This window comes from Bradyrhizobium sp. P5_C11_2 (assembly GCF_054049755.1).
The window spans coordinates 1-16,913 of the sequence record NZ_JBFULT010000036.1; the positions used below are offsets into that span (position 1 = coordinate 1).

The window sequence follows — 16,913 nt, forward strand, 5'->3', positions numbered from 1 at the left end:
TTCTTCTCCCTCTCCCCGTTCTTACGGGGCCGCGACGAGCTTCGCTCGCGCTGAGAGGGTCGGGGAGAGGGGCCTCTCTCCACACGTGAGATTGCCGCGATACCTGTACCCCCTCACCCGGAATTTGCTCGCGCAAATTCCGACCTCTCCCCGCAAGCGGGGAGAGGTTAAGAACGCGCCTCACCGCGCCTCTTCGAATCCCGCCAGCACCGACGTCAAATTCGCGCCCAGGATATCCGAGAGATAGCCGCCCTCCTGCACGAACACGGTCGGCAGGCCCATCTTCGCGATGGCCTGGCCGATGCGGCGGAAGCCCGGCGTGGTGACGGCCAATCCCTTGAGCGGATCGTGTTCGGATGCATCGAGGCCGAGCGCGATGACGAGGGCACCGGGCGCAAAGGACTCGATCGCCTTGCGCGCGCGATCCAGCGCCTGGATGTAGCCGTCATCGCCGGTGCCGATGGCCAAGGGGATATTGAGATTGGTGCCGAGCCCCTCGCCTTCGCCGCGCTCATGGGCATAGCCCCACACGAAGGGGTAGTACGCAGTCGGATCGGCATGGATCGATATCGTGTAGACATCGGGGCGCGCGTAGAAAATGCCCTGCGTGCCGTTGCCGTGGTGGACATCGACATCGAGGATCACGACGCGCTCGTGCTTGAGCCGCAGATGCGCCGCGGCGATCGCGCTGTTGTTGAGGAAGCAGAAGCCGCCGGCCATGTCGCGATAGGCGTGATGACCGGGCGGGCGGCAGAGCGCGTAGGTCGCATCCTCGCCGTCCATCACCATCTGCGCCGCCGTGACCGCAACGTCGGTCGCAGCACAGGCCGCGGCCCAAGTGCCCGGGCCGATCGGCGCCGCGGTGTCGGCGGTGTGCCAGCCGAGCTTGCCGACGATATGGGTGGGATAGGTCGCGGCATGGCGCACCGGATGGATATTGCCGATCATCTCCGGACCGGAATCGCCGAGCGCGGTCCAGGCCTCCCAGGCTTCGCTGAGGAACGACAGATATTCCGGGCTGTGAATGCGCGCGCGAGGCCCCTGCCCGAACGCCGCCGGCTCGACCAGTTGATGCTTGCCGTCCTTCAACCCCTTGAGCAGGCGATCGGCGCGCTCGGGCTGCTCCGTGGTGCGCTTGACGACACCGCGAACCAGGAAGAATTGCGGATCATGGCTGCGGTGCAGTTCGGTATGGACGGCTTTCACTCAAACACTCCGTGGTCGCATGCTCTCTAACGGTGCCCACAGATGTCTAAATCCCTGCGGCGGCCCGATGCAAGCAAGAAGAGTGCCGCTCCTGTCGCACCGCTCTGCGCCGGGAGCAGACCGCCTTTGAAGCGTTCAGCAGCGGCCGCGCTGAAGGCAATGCTCGCGGCCCGGCTGGTCGGTGCGGAAGGACTCGATGAAGCCGCCCTGGCGCTGCGTGACGAAGACGGTCTTGCCATCGCTGCCGCCGAAGGCGAGGTTGGTCGGCTCCTTGCCCTTCAGCGCGATCTCGCGCTCGACCGCGCCGTTCGGCTTCATCATCGCGATCGTGCCCTTGAGGATGCGCGCGACATAGAGACGACCGCCGACATCGGTGCGCAGCCCGTCGATGGTGTCGGGCTGGAATGCCTTGACGAGTCTGGCATTGGTGAGTTCGTTGCCGCTGACAGCGTAGGCCCAGATCTGCCCGCTGCTGGATTCGCCGACATAGAGCGTCTTTCCGTCGGGGCTGAGATCGATGCCGTTGGTGGTGCCCATCGCGCGCGGCGCGGCCATGACCTGCCCCTGCACCGAGCCGTCGGCGGCTTTGGCGATGCGCCAGATGTGGCCTTCCCGGCCCTTCCAGTTCGGATCGCTCGCATAGATCGTGCCGTCGCCGGCGACCGTGATGTCGTTGGGCTGCTTCATCTCGTCGGAGTGAAACCAGATGGCCGGCTCGGTCGCGCCCTTCGGGATCGCGAAGATGTTGTGCTTCTTGTAGTCGGCGATGAACATCGTGCCGTCGCGCGCGAACCGGATGGCATTGCCGACGCTGCCTTCGGGAAGCGCCGTGAATGGCTCCGAGGCCGCGCCGCCTGCGGGCAGCTTGCCGATGGTGCCGGACTTGCCGAAATTCACGACGAAGAGATTGCCGTCGGGATCGGCAGCCGGCCCCTCGATGCCGAAGGTGTATTCGCCGGGGGGCGTCACCTGCACGCTCTCGAACAGCTTGGTCTCGGCCCGGGCCGACGATGCCGCGATGACGAGAACGACGCTACTGCACAGGCACCAGAAATTCCTGCCGGATGTAATAGCCATCGTCGTCGGTGCACTCGCCATTCAGATAGGGATCGGCCGGCCGGAAGAACCGGCTGAAGCCGGGTTTGTCTACAGCGTTCCTTTGTGTCACGACGACGACCTTGGCGGCCGGTATTTCGCCGCATTCCTTGTTCGCCCTGCTGAAGAACTTGCGCTGCGGCGGGCCGAGCCTGATGCGCATCCGCGTTCCCGGAGCCATGTTCGCAACGAGCAGATCCKCGGTATCGAGCAGGCGGGTATAGCCTGCTTCCGTCTTCGGCAGGCCTTCGCCGCCGGGCGGCATCAGCTTCTCCGCGCCGAGACCGCGCAGCCGCGTGCGCAGCTTGCCGGAGGCGGGATCGCCCGGATAGATCCAGCCGTCCTGCGACAGCATGAAGCGCAGTATCGTCGCATCCTTGTCCGCATCCGATTGTCCGGGCTTTAGGCCGAAATCGGAATGGCAGCCGAGGCAGTGCTTTTCGACGAGGCCCTTGCGCAGCGTGGTGAGCCGGATCCGGTTCTGGGCGACTTTTGCAACGAAGGCCGCGAGCTGGTCGATCTGCGCCTGGCTGCGCATGTCGCAGGGGAGCGGCTCCGGCGGATCGCCCGCGGCGCGATCGATCCGGATCACCGTCTGGTTCTTGTCCTCGACCAGCCAGATCGCGCCGTCTTCCGCGACCGTCATGCCGACCGGCGCCCCTTGCGGCCGCGCACCGTTGACGCGGTGCCAGCCGGCGATCAGTTCGTCGAACGGTGCGGCGGCCACTTGACCGGCGTCGGTCTGAAAGCTGCGGGTCGGCTCGGCCGCGCAACTGACGTGGTAGCGCACCGGCGCCGGGCCCGGCTTGGGGAAGCCGTGATCGTCGACGTCGTAGACGAGGACGCGGCTGCCGGTCGGGCGATAGCCGTGCAGGCCGACCAGGAGCTTGCCCTCCAGCTCCGGGAATTTTGCGCCGTGATAGTACAGCATCGCGAGCGGCGCACCGTGCGGCGGCATCAGCGAGAACGGCGGCTTGTAGAGCGCATTGGCCGTGCAGAGTGTCTTGTAGACGCCGGATTGCAGCACGCTCCTGAATTCAGGACTCGGCGTCGATAGGTCGTAGCAATAGGGCCAGCCGTAGTGCCTGCCCTGCTCGATCGCGTTGATCTCCTCGTTCGGCTTGAAGATATCGGGCAGGTCGCGGCCGTTCTCGCCTTGCAGGAAGGCGTAGCCGGCATCGGGGAAATTCGGGTGCAGTGCCAGCGCCATCGAATTGCGCAGGCCCCGCGCGTAGACCACATGCGGCGGATCGGGATCGTTGGGCTTCAAGGCAGGAAAGACGCCGCCGGGAGGCGGCGTGAACAGCCAGATCGCGGCCATCGCGGAAGCCCCTTCGGCCGCCGCGCATGGCCGCGTGATCGGCGCGGGCGTGATGCAATCGTCGCTGTGCGAACCGACATTGACGAACAGCCGCCCGTGCCTGTCGAACACGAACTGCTTGAGCGGATGCGCACTCTCGTCGAGCTTCGCGCCGTTAGGCAAAGTGATGCGCCGGCCCGGCATGTGACGGACGATGGTCTCGACCGTGCTTCGCGGATTGTCGGCGAGCGGATCGAACCGGAAGATCGCCTCCGCCGTCGAGGCATAGAGCTTCCTGTCGGGGCCGATCACGAGGCCGAACGGATATTCGATCCCGGTCAACAGCTCCCTGAACCGCCGGCCTTGGGGCGCATGCGGATCGAGCAGAAGCAGCCGTCCATCGGCATGGCCCCAGCCCCCCATGTCGGCGACGACGAAGAGATCATGGCCGGGCACCTGGATGATCGAGCGCGGAAACTTGAGGCCGTCATCCTCGCTGGCGACGAGGCCGGCGCAAAATCCGGCCTTCATGTCGATCTGGATCCTGGGAAAGCCGAGATCGCCGCTGCCGCAGCTTTCCGTGCCGATCGCATAGCCGCTCTTGCGGACCTGTTCCGAAGACGCAACCGAGGCGAGGCTGAGCAGGGCTCCAGCGAAGGCAGCGACACAAGCGCGCAGACTTGGGCGCTCGCACCAGAATATGAGCCGATTCACGGCGGTCTCCCGGACTTTCCCGTCGAAAGTCGAGAGTTCCATGCTGCAAGGACGCCGTCCAGTTGATCATCACCCCCCTGTGATCAACCTCCGCGGGTCTTCGCGGCGACCAATCTCCGTAGTTTCCCTTACCGGGCTCGCCCCGAATGTCTTTCGGTAGTTTCGGATGGTATCCATTTGCCATCAAAATCGCTCTCTACAGGAGGCGTGTATGGTTCAGATGTACTTCCACTGCTCCAATACCGAGGGCACGCTGATCGATCGCTACGGCACCGCCGTCGCCAATCTGACCGAGGCGCGCGACCGCGCCGCCCAGATCATGCGCTCGATGATCCTGACGCCGAGCAACGAGGACTGGCGCGACTGGGTCATCCATGTCAGCGACGACGATGGCGAAGAAATTTTCGATCTTCCCTTCGCCGCCATGCTCGGCAAGCCGCATTGAGGGCTACGCCATGCTGCTCGCTTCACTGAGCCTGCTCTGCCAGCCCGTGAACTTCGTCGCCACCAAGTGGCTGACGCTGGTGCGGATCGCAGGCAACCCCTACCGCCCCGAGCTTCACTACATGCGCGGGCCCGGCCCGAAATGGCGCGCCAAGTATCAGGCCAGCCGGCTGGACCGCGCGCGCTGAGCCCTGCTGCTCAACGCTTACGCTGACCGCTCCCCCAACTCGTCATGCCCGGGCTCGTCCCGGGCATTCCTGTTTTGGCATCCGCGTCAAAGATCGTGGATGGCCGGGACATAGGCGAGCGGAAGCGACGCCGTCCTTCGGACGGCTATGCCCGGCCATGACGAAATCGGGGACGCAGCACCACCTCACCTCCCAGCAAACTTCGCCTCGCGTTTCTCGACGAAGGCGTTGCGGCCTTCGATGGCGTCCGCGCTCTTGCGGATCGTGGCCTGAAGCTCGATCTCGCGGCGGAACTGGGCCTCGTAGCTCGCGTGCTCGCTCTCCTCGACCAGGGCGCGCGTCGCGACCAGCGCGCGGGTCGGGCCGTCGGCGAGGCGGCGGGCCAGGATCAACGCCTCCTCCACCAGCTTCGCATCGTCGACGACCTGCCGCACCAGGCCGATCTCCTGGGCGCGTTCGGCCGTGAGCGGCTCGTTCAGGAGCATCAGCTCGAGCGCGCGCTGCCGGCCGATCAGCCGCGGCAACAGCCAGGTCGAGCCGAGATCGGGCACGAGCGCGATGCGGCTGAACACCTGGATGAAGCTCGCCGAGCGCGCCGCGACAATGATGTCGCCGGCCATCGCCAGGCTGAAGCCTCCGCCGGCCGCGACGCCATTGACGGCAACGACGACGGGCACGCGGCATTCTCGCAGTGCCTTGAACGCAGGCCAGTAGAAGCGCATGACGCCGGCCGCGATGTCCTCGCCGAGCGCGCCCGACGCTTTCAGGTTCTGACCCGAGCAGAAGCCGCGCCCCGCGCCGGTCAGGATCAGGGCGCGAACGCCCTCATCCTGCGTCATCCCGGCGACGGCGGCAGCGAGCGCGCCGAGCAGGTCCGGCGTCATCGCGTTCAGGCTTGCCGGCTCGTCGAGCGTCAAGATCCCGACCGCGCCATCCCGCGCCTGTTTCACACCTGCCATGTCGCTCCTCCCTGCGGATGTTCTCGTTGGTGGCAATGTGCCATTGTCCCTGCGCTTCGCCAACCAAGACAAGACACAAGACGACATCATGCCTCATCAGTTCAGCCTCGCCCAAACCATCCGCAAACCCGCCGTCAAGGCCAAGGGCGGCATCGTCGCCGCGCAATCGCGGCGGGCGGCCGAGGTCGGCGCGCAGGTGCTGGCGGCGGGCGGCGATTGCGTCGACGCGATCGTCGCGACCACCTTCGCGCTGAACGTGCTGGAGCCCTGGAACAGCGGCATCGGCGGCGGCGGCGCCATGGTGCTCTACCGCGCCAAGGAAAATCGCTACGAGGTGATCGACTACGGCATGTGCGCACCGCAGAGCCTGCGCGTCGCCGACTATCCGCTCAGCGGCGAAGGGGCAGCCTCCGATCTGTTTCCCTGGCAGCGGGTGAAGGACGACCGCAACATCCACGGCCCCGGCTCGATCGCCGTGCCCGGCGTCGTCGCCGGCATGGAGGAGGCGCATCGCCGCCACGCCAGGCTGCCGTGGAAGGATCTGGTCGCGCCGGCAGCCGCGCTCGCCGGCGAAGGCCTGCTGGCCGATTGGTGGACCACGCTGACGATCACGAACTCGGCGGCCGATCTTCGCCGCTATCCCGCCAGCGCGGCAGCATTCCTGAAGGACGGCCTGCCGCCGAGCGCGCCGTGGGGCATCAAGTCCGAGACCCGGCTGCCGCAGGACACATTGAAGGCGACGCTGTCGCACCTCGCCGAAGCCGGACCGCGCGACTTCTACCAGGGCGATCTCGCCAAAAGCATCGCCTCCGACATCAAGGCCGACGGCGGCGCGCTATCGGTGGAGGATCTCGCCGCGTTCCGCGCCCATCTGCGCGAGCCGCTCGCGATCCCCTATCGCGGCGGCAAGGTGTTTGCCACACCCGAGCTCACGGCCGGGCCGACGATGGCGCACGCGCTGCGCCTGTTGCAGCAGAATTTGAACCCCGCGAGCGCGCCGGACGCGACCGCCTATGCCGAATACGCCGCTGCCCTGCAATCGGCCTATCGCGAGCGGCTCAAGGACATGGGCGATGCCGACGGCAAGCGCTCGCTCGGCGCGGAATATCTGGCGCCGGCCTGCACCACGCATTTCTCCGTGGTCGACCGCCACGGCAACGTCGCCGCGGTGACGCAGACGCTGCTCTCGTCTTTCGGCTCGAAATACGTGACGCCGCACACCGGGATTGCCATGAACAACGGCATCATGTGGTTCGATCCGACGCCCGGCACCACCAATTCGCTGGCGCCCGGCAAGCGCTGCCTCACCAACTACACGCCCGTGATCGCCGAAACCAGCGACGGCAAGCGCCTCGCGGTCGGCGCCTCCGGCGGCCGACGCATCCTGCCGGCGGTGACGCAGCTGGTGTCCTTTGTCTTGGACTTTGGCATGGACCTCGATGCTGCGATCCACCAGCCGCGCATCGACGCCAGCGAAGGCGCGGTCGTGATCGGCGATGCCCGTCTGCCGGCGGAGGTGCGCAAGACGCTGGCGGCGCGCTTCGACTATGAGGAAGCGCGGGTACAGTCCTTGCCGCAGAAGTTCGCCTGCCCGAGCGTGGTAATGCGCGAGGGCGACGTCAACTCCGGCGCGGTCGAGATTTTCCAGCCCTGGGCCGATGCGGTGGCGGAAGGCTGAGCGTCACGACTCCTCCACATTCGCAGGGAACTTGCCTGCGCACGGTCCGTTCATTTGAACGGACAAGTGCGCTCGCCCCACTGGAGGACATCATGAAGAAACTTGCGCTCGCCGCGCCGCTGATCATTGCGGCYGGTTTCACGCTGACCAACCCTGCGCTTGCAAAGGGTGGTCATGGACATGGACACGGTTATGGCCACGCGATGGGACATCATCATCACGGCACGCCGCCCGGATGGCATCACGGACGCAAGGTCGGCTGGCGCGGCATGGGCTGCCCGCCCGGCCTGTGGAAGCAGGGTCGCTGCTGATACCCCGGATCAACTGAATATGCGCGTCGCCCCCAAACGGGGCGGCGCCGTCCAGATCTCCGACCGGTTCGCACGCGATCCTTTAACGCTGGCTATCCTGGCAACGCGGGCGTAGGGTTGCCGATCACCGTCCTTTTTCTGGCATCTACCGGTGACTGAGGGTCACGAACGCTCCCGCCGAAGATGGAGAGCGTTCATGTGCCGGTTCCACCTCGCCGACTGGAATGTGTCGCCGGCGATCATGCCCTTCGTTCCAGCGCCCGTTATCCCGGCCGTAGGCCTTCTGCATGGATAGGACGACACAGCTGCAATTCCTGATCAGCGGCAGAGACCTGTCCGGCAACGTCAAACTGAGCCGCGACACGGCGGTAGCGGCGCTGAAGAAGGCGAGAGAGCTCCTGCAGGAGGGATATCTGGACGTGAGAATATGCACGCCGCGCGGCCGCGTGCTGTCGCCGGACGAGTTTGAGGAGCTCGACGGATAGAGAGCGGCTTGCTGCAGCGACAGACGGGATCAGCCATGCGCCGCAAGACCTTCAAGACGGCCTACGAGCTTCAGGACCTGATCGTCGAACAGGCGAGCGCGCTGCACGGTCCCTGGCCTCCGGGGATGACGCTGTTCGTTTTCGACGACGCCTATGGCTGGACCGGGACCATCAGTCGATCGGCCTCAGTGGACGATTGTTTCTATCGCGCCCATGCGCTCAACGTCATCGACGATCTCAAGCAGCGATTCGATCTCGCGGTTCCGCGCCTGCTGAGGCCGGACTAGAACGACGTTCGTTCCCGCCCCTGGATTCGCTAGATCCCCAGCCGGTCGCGCACCCGGCCCGCGATCACCGCACTCATCACTCCCACCGGCCAGAACGCGTGCATCGGGATCGGCTTGATGCCGGTGATCGGCATGTCGATCTCGGCCTTGGCGCCACCGATCAGGCGGCGCGCGAGCTGGGCGCCCATCGCGGTCGCAAGCGCGACGCCGCGGCCGTTGCAGCCGAGCGAGACCAAAATGCTTTCGGCCGGCTCGTGCACATGCGGATAATGATCCTTGGTGATCGCGAGCCGGCTGTTCCAGCCGTGGGTCCAGGCAACGCCCGCAAGCTGCGGCCACAGCCGCTCGGCATAGCGCATGAGATAGGCGACGTCGGACGGCGAGCTGATCCAGCGCATCGGGCCGCGCCCGCCCATCAGCAGACGATTGTGCTGGTCGATCCGGTAATAGACCGTGATGTGGCCGCTCTCGTAGAGGACGGGGCGCGTCGGCATGATCGAACGGGCGACCGCGTCGGAGAGCGGCGCGGTGGCGGCGATCGAGGAGAACACCGGCACGATGGTGCGGCGGAGTGCGGGCCAGAGATCATCGGTGAAACCGTTGGTCGCGAGCAGCACCTTCTCGGCGTGCACGACCGCACGCGGCGTCTCGATGCGCCAGCGGCCGCCCTCGCGGCGCAGCGACAGCGCCGGCGTCTCGCCGTGCACCATGGCGCCGGCGGAGATCGCGGCGCGCGCGAGGCCACGGACGTAGCTCAGCGGATGCAGATCGCCGCCGCGGGCGTCCAGCATGGCGCAGAGATAGCGATCGGTCCCGGTCATCTCGCGCAATTGGTCGCGGTTCAGCAGCTTCACCGGCATGCCGCGGCGGATGCATTGCTGCGCGGTCTTGTCGATTGCGGCGGCGCTCGCCTCATTATAGGCCGCGCGCAGCGTGCCGTTCTGCCGCGCCTCGCAGGGAATCTGGTAGCGGCGGATCAGATCGTGGGTGAAGTTCGTGGTGCCGTAGGAGAACTCGATCATGCGGCGGCCGAGATCGGTGCCGAAATCGGCTTCGATCTGATCGGGATCGTGCTTCAGCCCGGGATTGGTGTGGCCGCCATTGTTGCCCGACGCGCCCCAGCCGGGCTCCTGCGCCTCGAGCACCAGCGCCTCGACACCCTGCTCCGCCAGATGCAGCGCGGTGGAGAGGCCGGTGAAGCCGCCGCCGATGATCGCGACCGAGACGTTCCTGTCCGCATCGAGCGGCGGCGTCGCGGTCGCCGCGACCGCGGTGTCGGCATAGAGCGAGGGTGGCAGCGGAAGGCGGGCAGGCGCGTTCATATCAAGACCGATCAGAGCGGATGCAGCACGCGGTGCAAGAAGTCCTGCGTGCGCGGATGCTGGGGTTGATTGAGGACGGCCTTGGCCTGTCCCTGCTCGACGATGACGCCACCGTCGATGAACAGCACGCGGTCGGCGACGTCGCGGGCAAAGCCCATCTCATGGGTGACGACGACCATGGTCATGCCGTCGTCGGCGAGCTTGCGCATCACGCCGAGAACGTCGCCGACGAGCTCCGGGTCGAGCGCCGAGGTCGGCTCGTCGAACAGGATCGCCTTGGGCTGCATCGCGAGCGCGCGCGCGATCGCGACGCGCTGCTGCTGGCCGCCGGAGAGCTGCGGCGGATGCGCGTCGGCCTTCTCGGCGAGGCCCACTTGCGCGAGCAGCGCGCGGCCACGCTCGAGCACTGGCGCACGCGCCTCCTTCTTCACATAGAGCGGCCCCTCGACGACGTTTTCCAGCACCGTGCGATGCGGAAACAGGTTGAAGCGCTGAAACACCATCGAGACCTGTGTGCGGACTTTCACGATCGACGGTGCATCGCGGTCGACCTTCAATCCTTCGACATTGATCTCGCCGCGGTCGTAGCTTTCCAGCCCGTTGATGCAACGCAGGATGGTCGACTTGCCGGAGCCGGAGGGACCGATGATGCAGACCACCTCGCCCTTCTCGACCTTCGCCGTGATGCCCTTGAGCACCTCGTTCTCGCCAAAGCTCTTGTGAACGTCGGTGAGCTCGATCATTTCTTGCCCGCCCGCTTCTCGAAGTGACGGACCAGCAGGATCAGCGGAATGCTCATGGTGAGATACATCAGCGCCACCAGCGTGAACACGTTGGTGTTCTTGAAGGTCGAGGACGCGATCAGCTTGCCTTGCAGCGCGAGCTCGGCGACCGTGATCGTGGAGGCTTGCGAGGAATCCTTCAGCATCATGATCATGACGTTGCCGTAAGGCGGCAGCACGATGCGCACCGCCTGCGGCAGCACCACGCGGCGCATCGTCAGCCACCAGCCCATGCCGATCGACTGCGCCGCCTCGATCTGGCCCTTGTCGATCGCCTCGATGCCGGCGCGAAAGTTTTCCGCCTGATAGGCCGAATAGGCGATGCCGAGTCCGAGGATTGCGGCCTGCAACGCGGAGAGCGTCACGCCGAGATCGGGCATCACGAAATAGAGGTAGAACAGCAGCACGATGATCGGGATACCCCGGATCACGTTGATCAGGCTGGCGCTGAGCATCGACAGGGCCTTGATGCCGGAGACCCGCATCATTGCCCAGACGAGGCCAAGCACGGTCGAGAGCAGCAGCGAGCCGATGGTGACGACGATCGTCAACGCGACGCCGCTCATCAGGATCGGGAAGAACTCGACGGCGTCGTGCCAAAAGCCTTTCATCGGGCAGCCTTCGATCGGCCTCTAGCCATCAGCCCTGTGCCTTCTGGCCCCATTTTTCGAGAATCTTGTCGATGGTGCCGTTGGCCTTCAGCTTGGCGAGCGAGGCGTTGATCTTGCCGAGCAGCGCGCTCTCGCCCTTGCGGACGCCGATGCCGACCGAGCCGACCGTGACCGGCTTGTAGCTGTCGACGAGCCGCACCTCGGGGAAGCCGCCCTGCTTCAGATTGTAGGCGAGGATCGGGTAGTCGGCGTAGCCGGCCTTGAGGCGGCCGGTGTTCACGTCGCGCAGGATGTCGGGAATGGTGTCGTAGGCCTTGACGTCGGCGAACAGGCCGGACTTCTTCAGCGCGTCGACGAAGGCGGTGCCGACCTGCGCGCCGACCGTCTCGCCCTTCAGGTCGTCCTGCGTGGCGTAAGCCTTCGTGTCACCCTTCGGCACGACGAGGCCTTCACCATAGGTGTAGATCGGGTCGGAGAAGTCGACGACCTCCTTGCGCGGCGCCGTGATGAACATCGCAGCCGCGATGATGTCGATCTTGCTCGAGGTCAGCGACGGAATCAGCGCCGAGAACGCCATCGGCTCGATCTGCACGTTGAGGCCGGCGTCCTTGCCGATCTCGGTGATGAGATCGACCATGATGCCCTGGATGGTGTTGGTCTTGGTGTCGAGGAAGGTGAAGGGAATGCCTGTCGGCGTCGAGCCGACCTTCAGCACCTGCTGCGCCGAAGCCGGCACGACCGCGGCCATCGCGAGCGCCGCGACTGCGGCCTGGACAAAACGCTTCAACGCCATCGCAATCCCCTTTGGATTCGGCCGGTGGCGGCGAGGCGCGCGGTGTCGGAACGAGAGACGTTGCGGGCCAAGCCGTTTCAGCCTATTTTCACCAATATGAAAATTTGGTCACACTTCCGCGGACGATGCAAGCGGTTTTCATGCACATGAAGGAAGCGGTTTGACGTGAGCGGTGGCAAAAGAATGCGCAAACCGGCCGCGGCAAAGCCGGCCGGGAAGGTGAAGGCCGAGGCGAGGGCCAAGGTGAAGGTCAAGGCCGTCACCAAGCCGGCGGAGCCTGCGATGGACGTCGCGGTCGGCCGCCGCATCCGCGATCTCAGGCGCGTCAGGCAACTCTCGCTTGAAACGGTGGCGGAGCGCACCTCGCTTTCGATCGGCTTCCTCAGCCAGATCGAGCGCGGCCTGTCGTCGCCGTCGCTGCGCGTGCTGGCGACGCTCTCCGACGTGCTGGGTGTCGGCATGGCCGCTTTGTTCGGTGCGAGCCCAAGTGCCGACGGTGCCTCCGACCAGGTGGTGACGCGCGGGCTTCAGCGGCCGGAACTAAAACTCTGGCGCAGCGGAATTTCGAAACAATTGCTGAGCGCTGCGGGCAGCGACAACCGGCTCAACCTGTTCCTGGTACATATCGATCCCGGCGGCTCCGCGGGCGACGAGCTCTACACCCATGACGGCGAAGAGGCCGGCCTCGTGCTCGAAGGCGAGATGATGCTGACGGTGGACAGCGAGACATGGTCGCTGAAGACGGGCGATAGTTTTCGGTTTRCAAGCCGGCGGCCGCACCGGTTTTCAAATCCGGCCGATGACGTGAAAGCAGTGGTGCTGTGGGTAAACTGCGTGACCGCGGCGGGGTAGGCTCTTCTCCCTCTCCCCGTTCTTACGGGGAGAGGGCTGGGGTGAGGGGCCCTCTCCACGCAAACGGTGCGAGCGAGACTCGCGAAGACTCCCCCTCACCCGGAATTTGCTACGCAAATTCCGGCCTCTCCCCGCAAGCGGGGAGAGGCGAAGTCAGCCGAACCGGTGATTATACCGGTCCACCGTCAGCGCGCTGACGTCGACCTCCGGCTTCTTGCCTGACAGCATGTCCGCGAGCACGCGGCCGGAGCCGCAGGACATGGTCCAGCCGAGCGTGCCGTGGCCGGTGTTGAGGTGGAGATTGGCGTATTGCGTCGGACCGATTACGGGCGGGCCGTCCGGCGTCATCGGACGCAGGCCGCTCCAGAAGGTCGCCTTGGCGAGATCGCCGCCGCGCGGGAACAGATCGGTCAAGGAGTGATCGAGCGTGGCGCGGCGCGCGTCGTAGAGCTTGGTCGAGAAGCCGGAGATTTCGGCGGTGCCGCCGACGCGGATGCGATTGCCCAATCGCGTGATCGCGACCTTGTAGCTCTCGTCCATCACGGTCGATTCCGGCGCGCCGGAGGCGTCCTTGATCGGCACCGTGATCGAATAACCCTTCACCGGATAGACCGGCAGTGAGATTCCGAGCGGCGCGACGAGCCGCGACGACCAGCTTCCGAGCGCGAGCACGTAGCTGTCTGCCTGCAACATTCCGGCGCTGGTCGCGACACCGCTGACGCGTGCGCCCTCCGTGATGATGCGGTCGATGCCGGTGTTGAACATGAATCGGACGCCGAGCGCTTCGGCGTGCTTGGCCAGCGCCTGCGTGAACATGTGGCAGTCGCCGGTCTCGTCCTGCGGCAGCCGAAGCCCGCCGGCGAACTTTTCCTTCACGCCGGCGAGCGCCGGCTCGACCGCGATGCAGCCCTCGCGGCTCAGCACCTCGAAAGGCACGCCATACTGCTTGAGCACGGCGATGTCCTCAGCCGTGCCGTCGAGCTGCGACTGGTAGCGGAACAGCTGGAGCGTGCCTTGCGCGCGCTCGTCATACTGAATGCCGATGTCGCGGCGCAGGTCGCGCAGGCAGTCGCGGCTGTATTCCGCGATCGGGATCATCCGGCTCTTGTTGACCGCGTAGCGCTCGCTCGTGCAGTTGCGCAGCATCTTGAGCAGCCAGACCCACATCGCGGGATCGAGCTTCGGCCGGACCACCAGCGGGCCGTGCTTCATCAAGAGCCATTTGATCGCCTTGACCGGCACGCCGGGGCCGGCCCAGGGCGAGGAATAGCCGGGCGAGACCTCGCCGGCATTGGCGAAAGAGGTCTCCAGCGCCGGCTCGGGTTGACGGTCGACGACCGTCACCTCATGACCGGCACGCGCGAGGTAGTAGGCAGAGGTGACACCGATGACACCGCTGCCGAGGATCAGAACTTTCACGCTTCGTCAAACTCCCGCGGCCTCACGCTCGCCGCTGCCAGGAAACAACTCGCAACGGCGAGAGCAATTATCAGGCCACCCGCTTGATGGCGTCGCCCAGGATCGACACGATGTCGTCGATGTGGCTCTTCTCGACGATGAGGGGCGGCGACAGTGCGAAGGAGTCGCCGCTCATGCGGAAGTACAGCCCGCGATTGAAGCAGTCGACCATGACGTCGTAGCCACGCGCACCGACCGTGCCGTCGCGCGACGACAGCTCGACCGCGCCCATCAGGCCGCAATTGCGGATGTCGACGACGTTGGGCAGGCCCTTCAGCGAATGCAGCGCATCGCGCCAGTAGTCCGCGATCGACGCACCGCGCGTGAGCAGGCCTTCGTCCTTGTAGATGTCGAGCGTCGCGATGCCGGCGGCGCAGGCGATCGGATGGGCCGAATAGGTGTAGCCGTGGAACAGCTCCATCTGGTTCTCCGGGCCGACCATCAGGCCGTCGTGCACCTTGCGGCTCGCGAAYACCGCGCCGCAGGGCACGGTGCCGTTGGTGATGCCCTTCGCCGTCGTCATCAGGTCCGGCGTGACGCCGAAGAAGTTGGCGGCGAACGGCGTGCCGAGGCGGCCGAAACCGGTGATGACCTCGTCGAAGATCAAGAGGATGCCGTGCTTGTCGCAGATCTCGCGCAGGCGCTGGAGATAGCCCTTCGGCGGCGGCAGCACCGCGGTCGAGCCCGGCACCGGCTCGACGATGACGGCGGCGATCGTCTCAGCGCCGTGCAAGGCCACGAGGCGCTCGAGATCGTCGGCGAGCTCGGCGCCGTGATCGGGCTGGTCCTTGGCGAAGGCGTTGCGGGTGAGATCATGGGTGTGGCGGATGTGGTCGACGCCCGGCAGCAGGGTCGCGAAGGCGCGGCGGTTGGCGACCATGCCGCCGACCGAGGTGCCGCCGAAGCCGACGCCGTGATAGCCGCGCTCGCGGCCGATCAGGCGGGTGCGGCTCGACTGGCCGTTGGCGCGATGATAGGCGAGCGCGATCTTCAGCGCGGTGTCGACCGACTCGGAGCCGGAGTTGGTAAAGAAGATGCGATCGAGGCCCTTCGGCGCGATCTCGGCGAGCCGCTCGGCGAAGTCGAAGGCCAGCGGATGGCCCATCTGGAACGACGGTGCGAAGTCCAGCGTCATCAGCTGGCGCTCGACCGCTGCCGCAATCTGCTTGCGGCCGTGGCCGGCATTGACGCACCAGAGGCCGGCGGAGCCGTCGATCACCTTGCGGCCATCGACGGTGGTGTAGTGCATGCCCTCGGCCGAGGAGAACAGCCGCGGCGCCTTCTTGAACTGCCGGTTGGCCGTGAACGGCATCCAGAACGAATCGGTCTTGATGGTGTTCGGAATCTGATGAAGGGTCACGGGCCACGCTCCTTTGCTGACGGGATAGCAGAGCCACGTCTATAGAAGCGCAACAAGTCCTTTTCTGTATGCCGGCAACCCATTGATTTGATAGGGGCTGCCGGTCCATATTTGCGCGATCCGCAACACTTGCAACAGGGACCTGGGCATGAGCGTCGACATCGGTGGGCGGCTGCGATTCATCCGGACGCGCCAGAAGCTGTCGCAGCGGGAGCTCGCCAAGCGCGCTGGCGTCACCAATTCGACGATTTCGCTGATCGAATCCAACCAGATGAACCCCAGCGTCGGCGCGCTCAAGCGCATCCTCGACGGCATCCCGATGGGGCTCGCCGAGTTCTTCGCGCTGGAGCCGGAGACGCGGCGCAAGATCTTCTACCGCGCCGAAGAGCTGACCGAGGTCGGCAAGAAGCCGATCTCCTACCGCCAGATCGGCGACAATCTGTTCGGCCGCAGCTTGCAGATCCTGAAGGAGCGTTACGAGCCCGGCAGCGACACCGGACGCGTTCACCTGGTGCATGATGGCGAGGAAGGCGGCATCGTGATCTCCGGCAAGCTCGAGGTCACTGTCGAGGACGAGCGACGCATCCTCAATCCCGGCGATGCCTATTATTTCGAGAGCCGCCGCCCGCATCGCTTCCGCTGCGTCGGCGGCAAGCCGTGCGAGGTGATCTCGGCCTGCACGCCGCCGACGTTTTGAGCCGCGACAGCGTCGTGAACGCCATCCGGAATCTTACGGAGCCCCCGGAATCGTACGGTGCTTGAGGCACCTCAATTTCCGCACGGCGATCCTCTATATGTTGCGAACCGTAGCCGAGCAGCCTGGCGTAGAGGTGCTGAGGTTATGGCCCCGGACTCCTAGGCAATCCGGGGCCGCTTCGTAACAGGGCTCGCAATGAAGACCGCTCTCGCTGATGCAGAGGCCGCGCTCAACGAAGTTCAGCGCGACACCGACAAGCTCCGCTCGCGGGAGGTCCGCGAGGCCATCCAGAAATACATCGAGGCGCAGAGAGAGCAGATCAAGGCTCTCCGCAGGATGATGAATTGAAGGACCGCGACGGGACGAGAGAG

19 protein-coding genes are annotated in these 16,913 nt (G+C 65.7%); 9 read left to right on the forward strand and 10 right to left on the reverse strand.

Annotation, left to right across the window (positions count from 1 at the left end):
- Nucleotides 1-180: 180 nt before the first annotated feature.
- From ACXJL8_RS06275 to ACXJL8_RS06285, 3 genes are all read right to left on the reverse strand, one after another.
- The gene (locus ACXJL8_RS06275; RefSeq protein ID WP_456621681.1) at nucleotides 181-1,206 is read right to left on the reverse strand and encodes a histone deacetylase family protein; all 1,026 of its coding nucleotides are present in this window, start codon (nucleotides 1,204-1,206) and stop codon (nucleotides 181-183) included.
- A 135-nt stretch (nucleotides 1,207-1,341) separates the two neighbouring features.
- Entirely contained in the window at nucleotides 1,342-2,283 is a 942-nt protein-coding gene (locus ACXJL8_RS06280) for an SMP-30/gluconolactonase/LRE family protein (RefSeq protein WP_456621682.1), read from the reverse strand.
- Complete coding sequence (locus ACXJL8_RS06285) at nucleotides 2,240-4,315, reverse strand: PQQ-dependent sugar dehydrogenase (RefSeq protein WP_456684756.1); 2,076 nt, start codon at nucleotides 4,313-4,315, stop codon at nucleotides 2,240-2,242. The genes ACXJL8_RS06280 and ACXJL8_RS06285 overlap by 44 nt, the downstream gene beginning before the upstream one ends.
- Before the next feature lie 211 nt (nucleotides 4,316-4,526).
- Here ACXJL8_RS06285 and ACXJL8_RS06290 point away from each other — a divergent pair, with 211 nt between their 5' ends.
- Both ACXJL8_RS06290 and ACXJL8_RS06295 read left to right on the forward strand, forming a co-directional pair.
- Entirely contained in the window at nucleotides 4,527-4,760 is a 234-nt protein-coding gene (locus tag ACXJL8_RS06290; protein WP_456621684.1) for a DUF6894 family protein, read from the forward strand.
- A gap of 10 nt (nucleotides 4,761-4,770) precedes the next feature.
- The gene (locus ACXJL8_RS06295; RefSeq protein WP_456621685.1) at nucleotides 4,771-4,947 is read left to right on the forward strand and encodes a hypothetical protein; all 177 of its coding nucleotides are present in this window, start codon (nucleotides 4,771-4,773) and stop codon (nucleotides 4,945-4,947) included.
- Between the two features lie 185 nt (nucleotides 4,948-5,132).
- Here the strand turns inward: ACXJL8_RS06295 and ACXJL8_RS06300 are convergent, their stop codons facing one another.
- A complete protein-coding gene (locus ACXJL8_RS06300) occupies nucleotides 5,133-5,906 on the reverse strand; it encodes an enoyl-CoA hydratase-related protein (protein ID WP_456621686.1) in 774 nt (257 codons plus the stop codon).
- Nucleotides 5,907-5,994: 88 nt separating this feature from the next.
- On the opposite strand from ACXJL8_RS06300, the gene ACXJL8_RS06305 reads away from it, so the two are divergent.
- The 4 genes from ACXJL8_RS06305 (at nucleotide 5,995) to ACXJL8_RS06320 (ending at nucleotide 8,667) form a co-directional block, all read left to right on the forward strand.
- Nucleotides 5,995-7,584 carry a gamma-glutamyltransferase family protein gene (locus ACXJL8_RS06305; protein ID WP_456621687.1) on the forward strand — a complete coding sequence of 530 codons (1,590 nt, stop codon included), beginning with the start codon at nucleotides 5,995-5,997 and terminating at the stop codon, nucleotides 7,582-7,584.
- A 92-nt stretch (nucleotides 7,585-7,676) separates the two neighbouring features.
- The gene (locus tag ACXJL8_RS06310) at nucleotides 7,677-7,895 is read left to right on the forward strand and encodes a hypothetical protein (RefSeq protein ID WP_456621688.1); all 219 of its coding nucleotides are present in this window, start codon (nucleotides 7,677-7,679) and stop codon (nucleotides 7,893-7,895) included.
- A gap of 287 nt (nucleotides 7,896-8,182) precedes the next feature.
- Nucleotides 8,183-8,380, forward strand: a complete 198-nt coding sequence (locus tag ACXJL8_RS06315; RefSeq protein ID WP_456621689.1) for a hypothetical protein — start codon at nucleotides 8,183-8,185, stop codon at nucleotides 8,378-8,380.
- 35 nt (nucleotides 8,381-8,415) lie between these two features.
- A complete protein-coding gene (locus tag ACXJL8_RS06320; RefSeq protein ID WP_456621690.1) occupies nucleotides 8,416-8,667 on the forward strand; it encodes a hypothetical protein in 252 nt (83 codons plus the stop codon).
- A 29-nt stretch (nucleotides 8,668-8,696) separates the two neighbouring features.
- On the opposite strand, the gene ACXJL8_RS06325 is transcribed toward ACXJL8_RS06320, so the two are convergent.
- The 4 genes from ACXJL8_RS06325 to ACXJL8_RS06340 are packed head-to-tail and all read right to left on the reverse strand — an operon-like array spanning nucleotide 8,697 to nucleotide 12,175.
- Nucleotides 8,697-9,989, reverse strand: a complete 1,293-nt coding sequence (locus ACXJL8_RS06325) for an NAD(P)/FAD-dependent oxidoreductase (protein ID WP_456621691.1) — start codon at nucleotides 9,987-9,989, stop codon at nucleotides 8,697-8,699.
- 11 nt (nucleotides 9,990-10,000) lie between these two features.
- Nucleotides 10,001-10,732: an amino acid ABC transporter ATP-binding protein gene (locus tag ACXJL8_RS06330; RefSeq protein WP_456621692.1), complete on the reverse strand. Its 732-nt coding sequence runs from the start codon at nucleotides 10,730-10,732 to the stop codon at nucleotides 10,001-10,003.
- Nucleotides 10,729-11,382, reverse strand: coding sequence for an amino acid ABC transporter permease (locus ACXJL8_RS06335; RefSeq protein WP_456621693.1), 654 nt, complete (start codon nucleotides 11,380-11,382; stop codon nucleotides 10,729-10,731). Before ACXJL8_RS06335 ends, ACXJL8_RS06330 begins: the two co-directional genes overlap by 4 nt.
- Nucleotides 11,383-11,410: 28 nt before the next feature.
- Nucleotides 11,411-12,175, reverse strand: coding sequence for an ABC transporter substrate-binding protein (locus tag ACXJL8_RS06340; protein ID WP_456621694.1), 765 nt, complete (start codon nucleotides 12,173-12,175; stop codon nucleotides 11,411-11,413).
- Between the two features lie 183 nt (nucleotides 12,176-12,358).
- On the opposite strand from ACXJL8_RS06340, the gene ACXJL8_RS06345 reads away from it, so the two are divergent.
- Complete coding sequence (locus ACXJL8_RS06345; RefSeq protein ID WP_456684757.1) at nucleotides 12,359-13,027, forward strand: helix-turn-helix domain-containing protein; 669 nt, start codon at nucleotides 12,359-12,361, stop codon at nucleotides 13,025-13,027.
- 153 nt (nucleotides 13,028-13,180) lie between these two features.
- Here the strand turns inward: ACXJL8_RS06345 and ACXJL8_RS06350 are convergent, their stop codons facing one another.
- Both ACXJL8_RS06350 and ACXJL8_RS06355 read right to left on the reverse strand, forming a co-directional pair.
- A complete protein-coding gene (locus ACXJL8_RS06350; protein ID WP_456621696.1) occupies nucleotides 13,181-14,446 on the reverse strand; it encodes a D-amino acid dehydrogenase in 1,266 nt (421 codons plus the stop codon).
- Nucleotides 14,447-14,516: 70 nt separating this feature from the next.
- Nucleotides 14,517-15,845, reverse strand: coding sequence for an aminotransferase class III-fold pyridoxal phosphate-dependent enzyme (locus tag ACXJL8_RS06355; RefSeq protein WP_456621697.1), 1,329 nt, complete (start codon nucleotides 15,843-15,845; stop codon nucleotides 14,517-14,519).
- A gap of 148 nt (nucleotides 15,846-15,993) precedes the next feature.
- On the opposite strand from ACXJL8_RS06355, the gene ACXJL8_RS06360 reads away from it, so the two are divergent.
- Together ACXJL8_RS06360 and ACXJL8_RS06365 are read left to right on the forward strand one after the other, a co-directional pair.
- Nucleotides 15,994-16,542, forward strand: a complete 549-nt coding sequence (locus ACXJL8_RS06360) for a cupin domain-containing protein (protein WP_456621698.1) — start codon at nucleotides 15,994-15,996, stop codon at nucleotides 16,540-16,542.
- Between the two features lie 195 nt (nucleotides 16,543-16,737).
- Nucleotides 16,738-16,890 (forward strand): hypothetical protein, encoded by a 153-nt coding sequence (locus ACXJL8_RS06365; protein ID WP_456621699.1) that lies wholly within the window; start codon nucleotides 16,738-16,740, stop codon nucleotides 16,888-16,890.
- Nucleotides 16,891-16,913 lie beyond the last annotated feature (23 nt).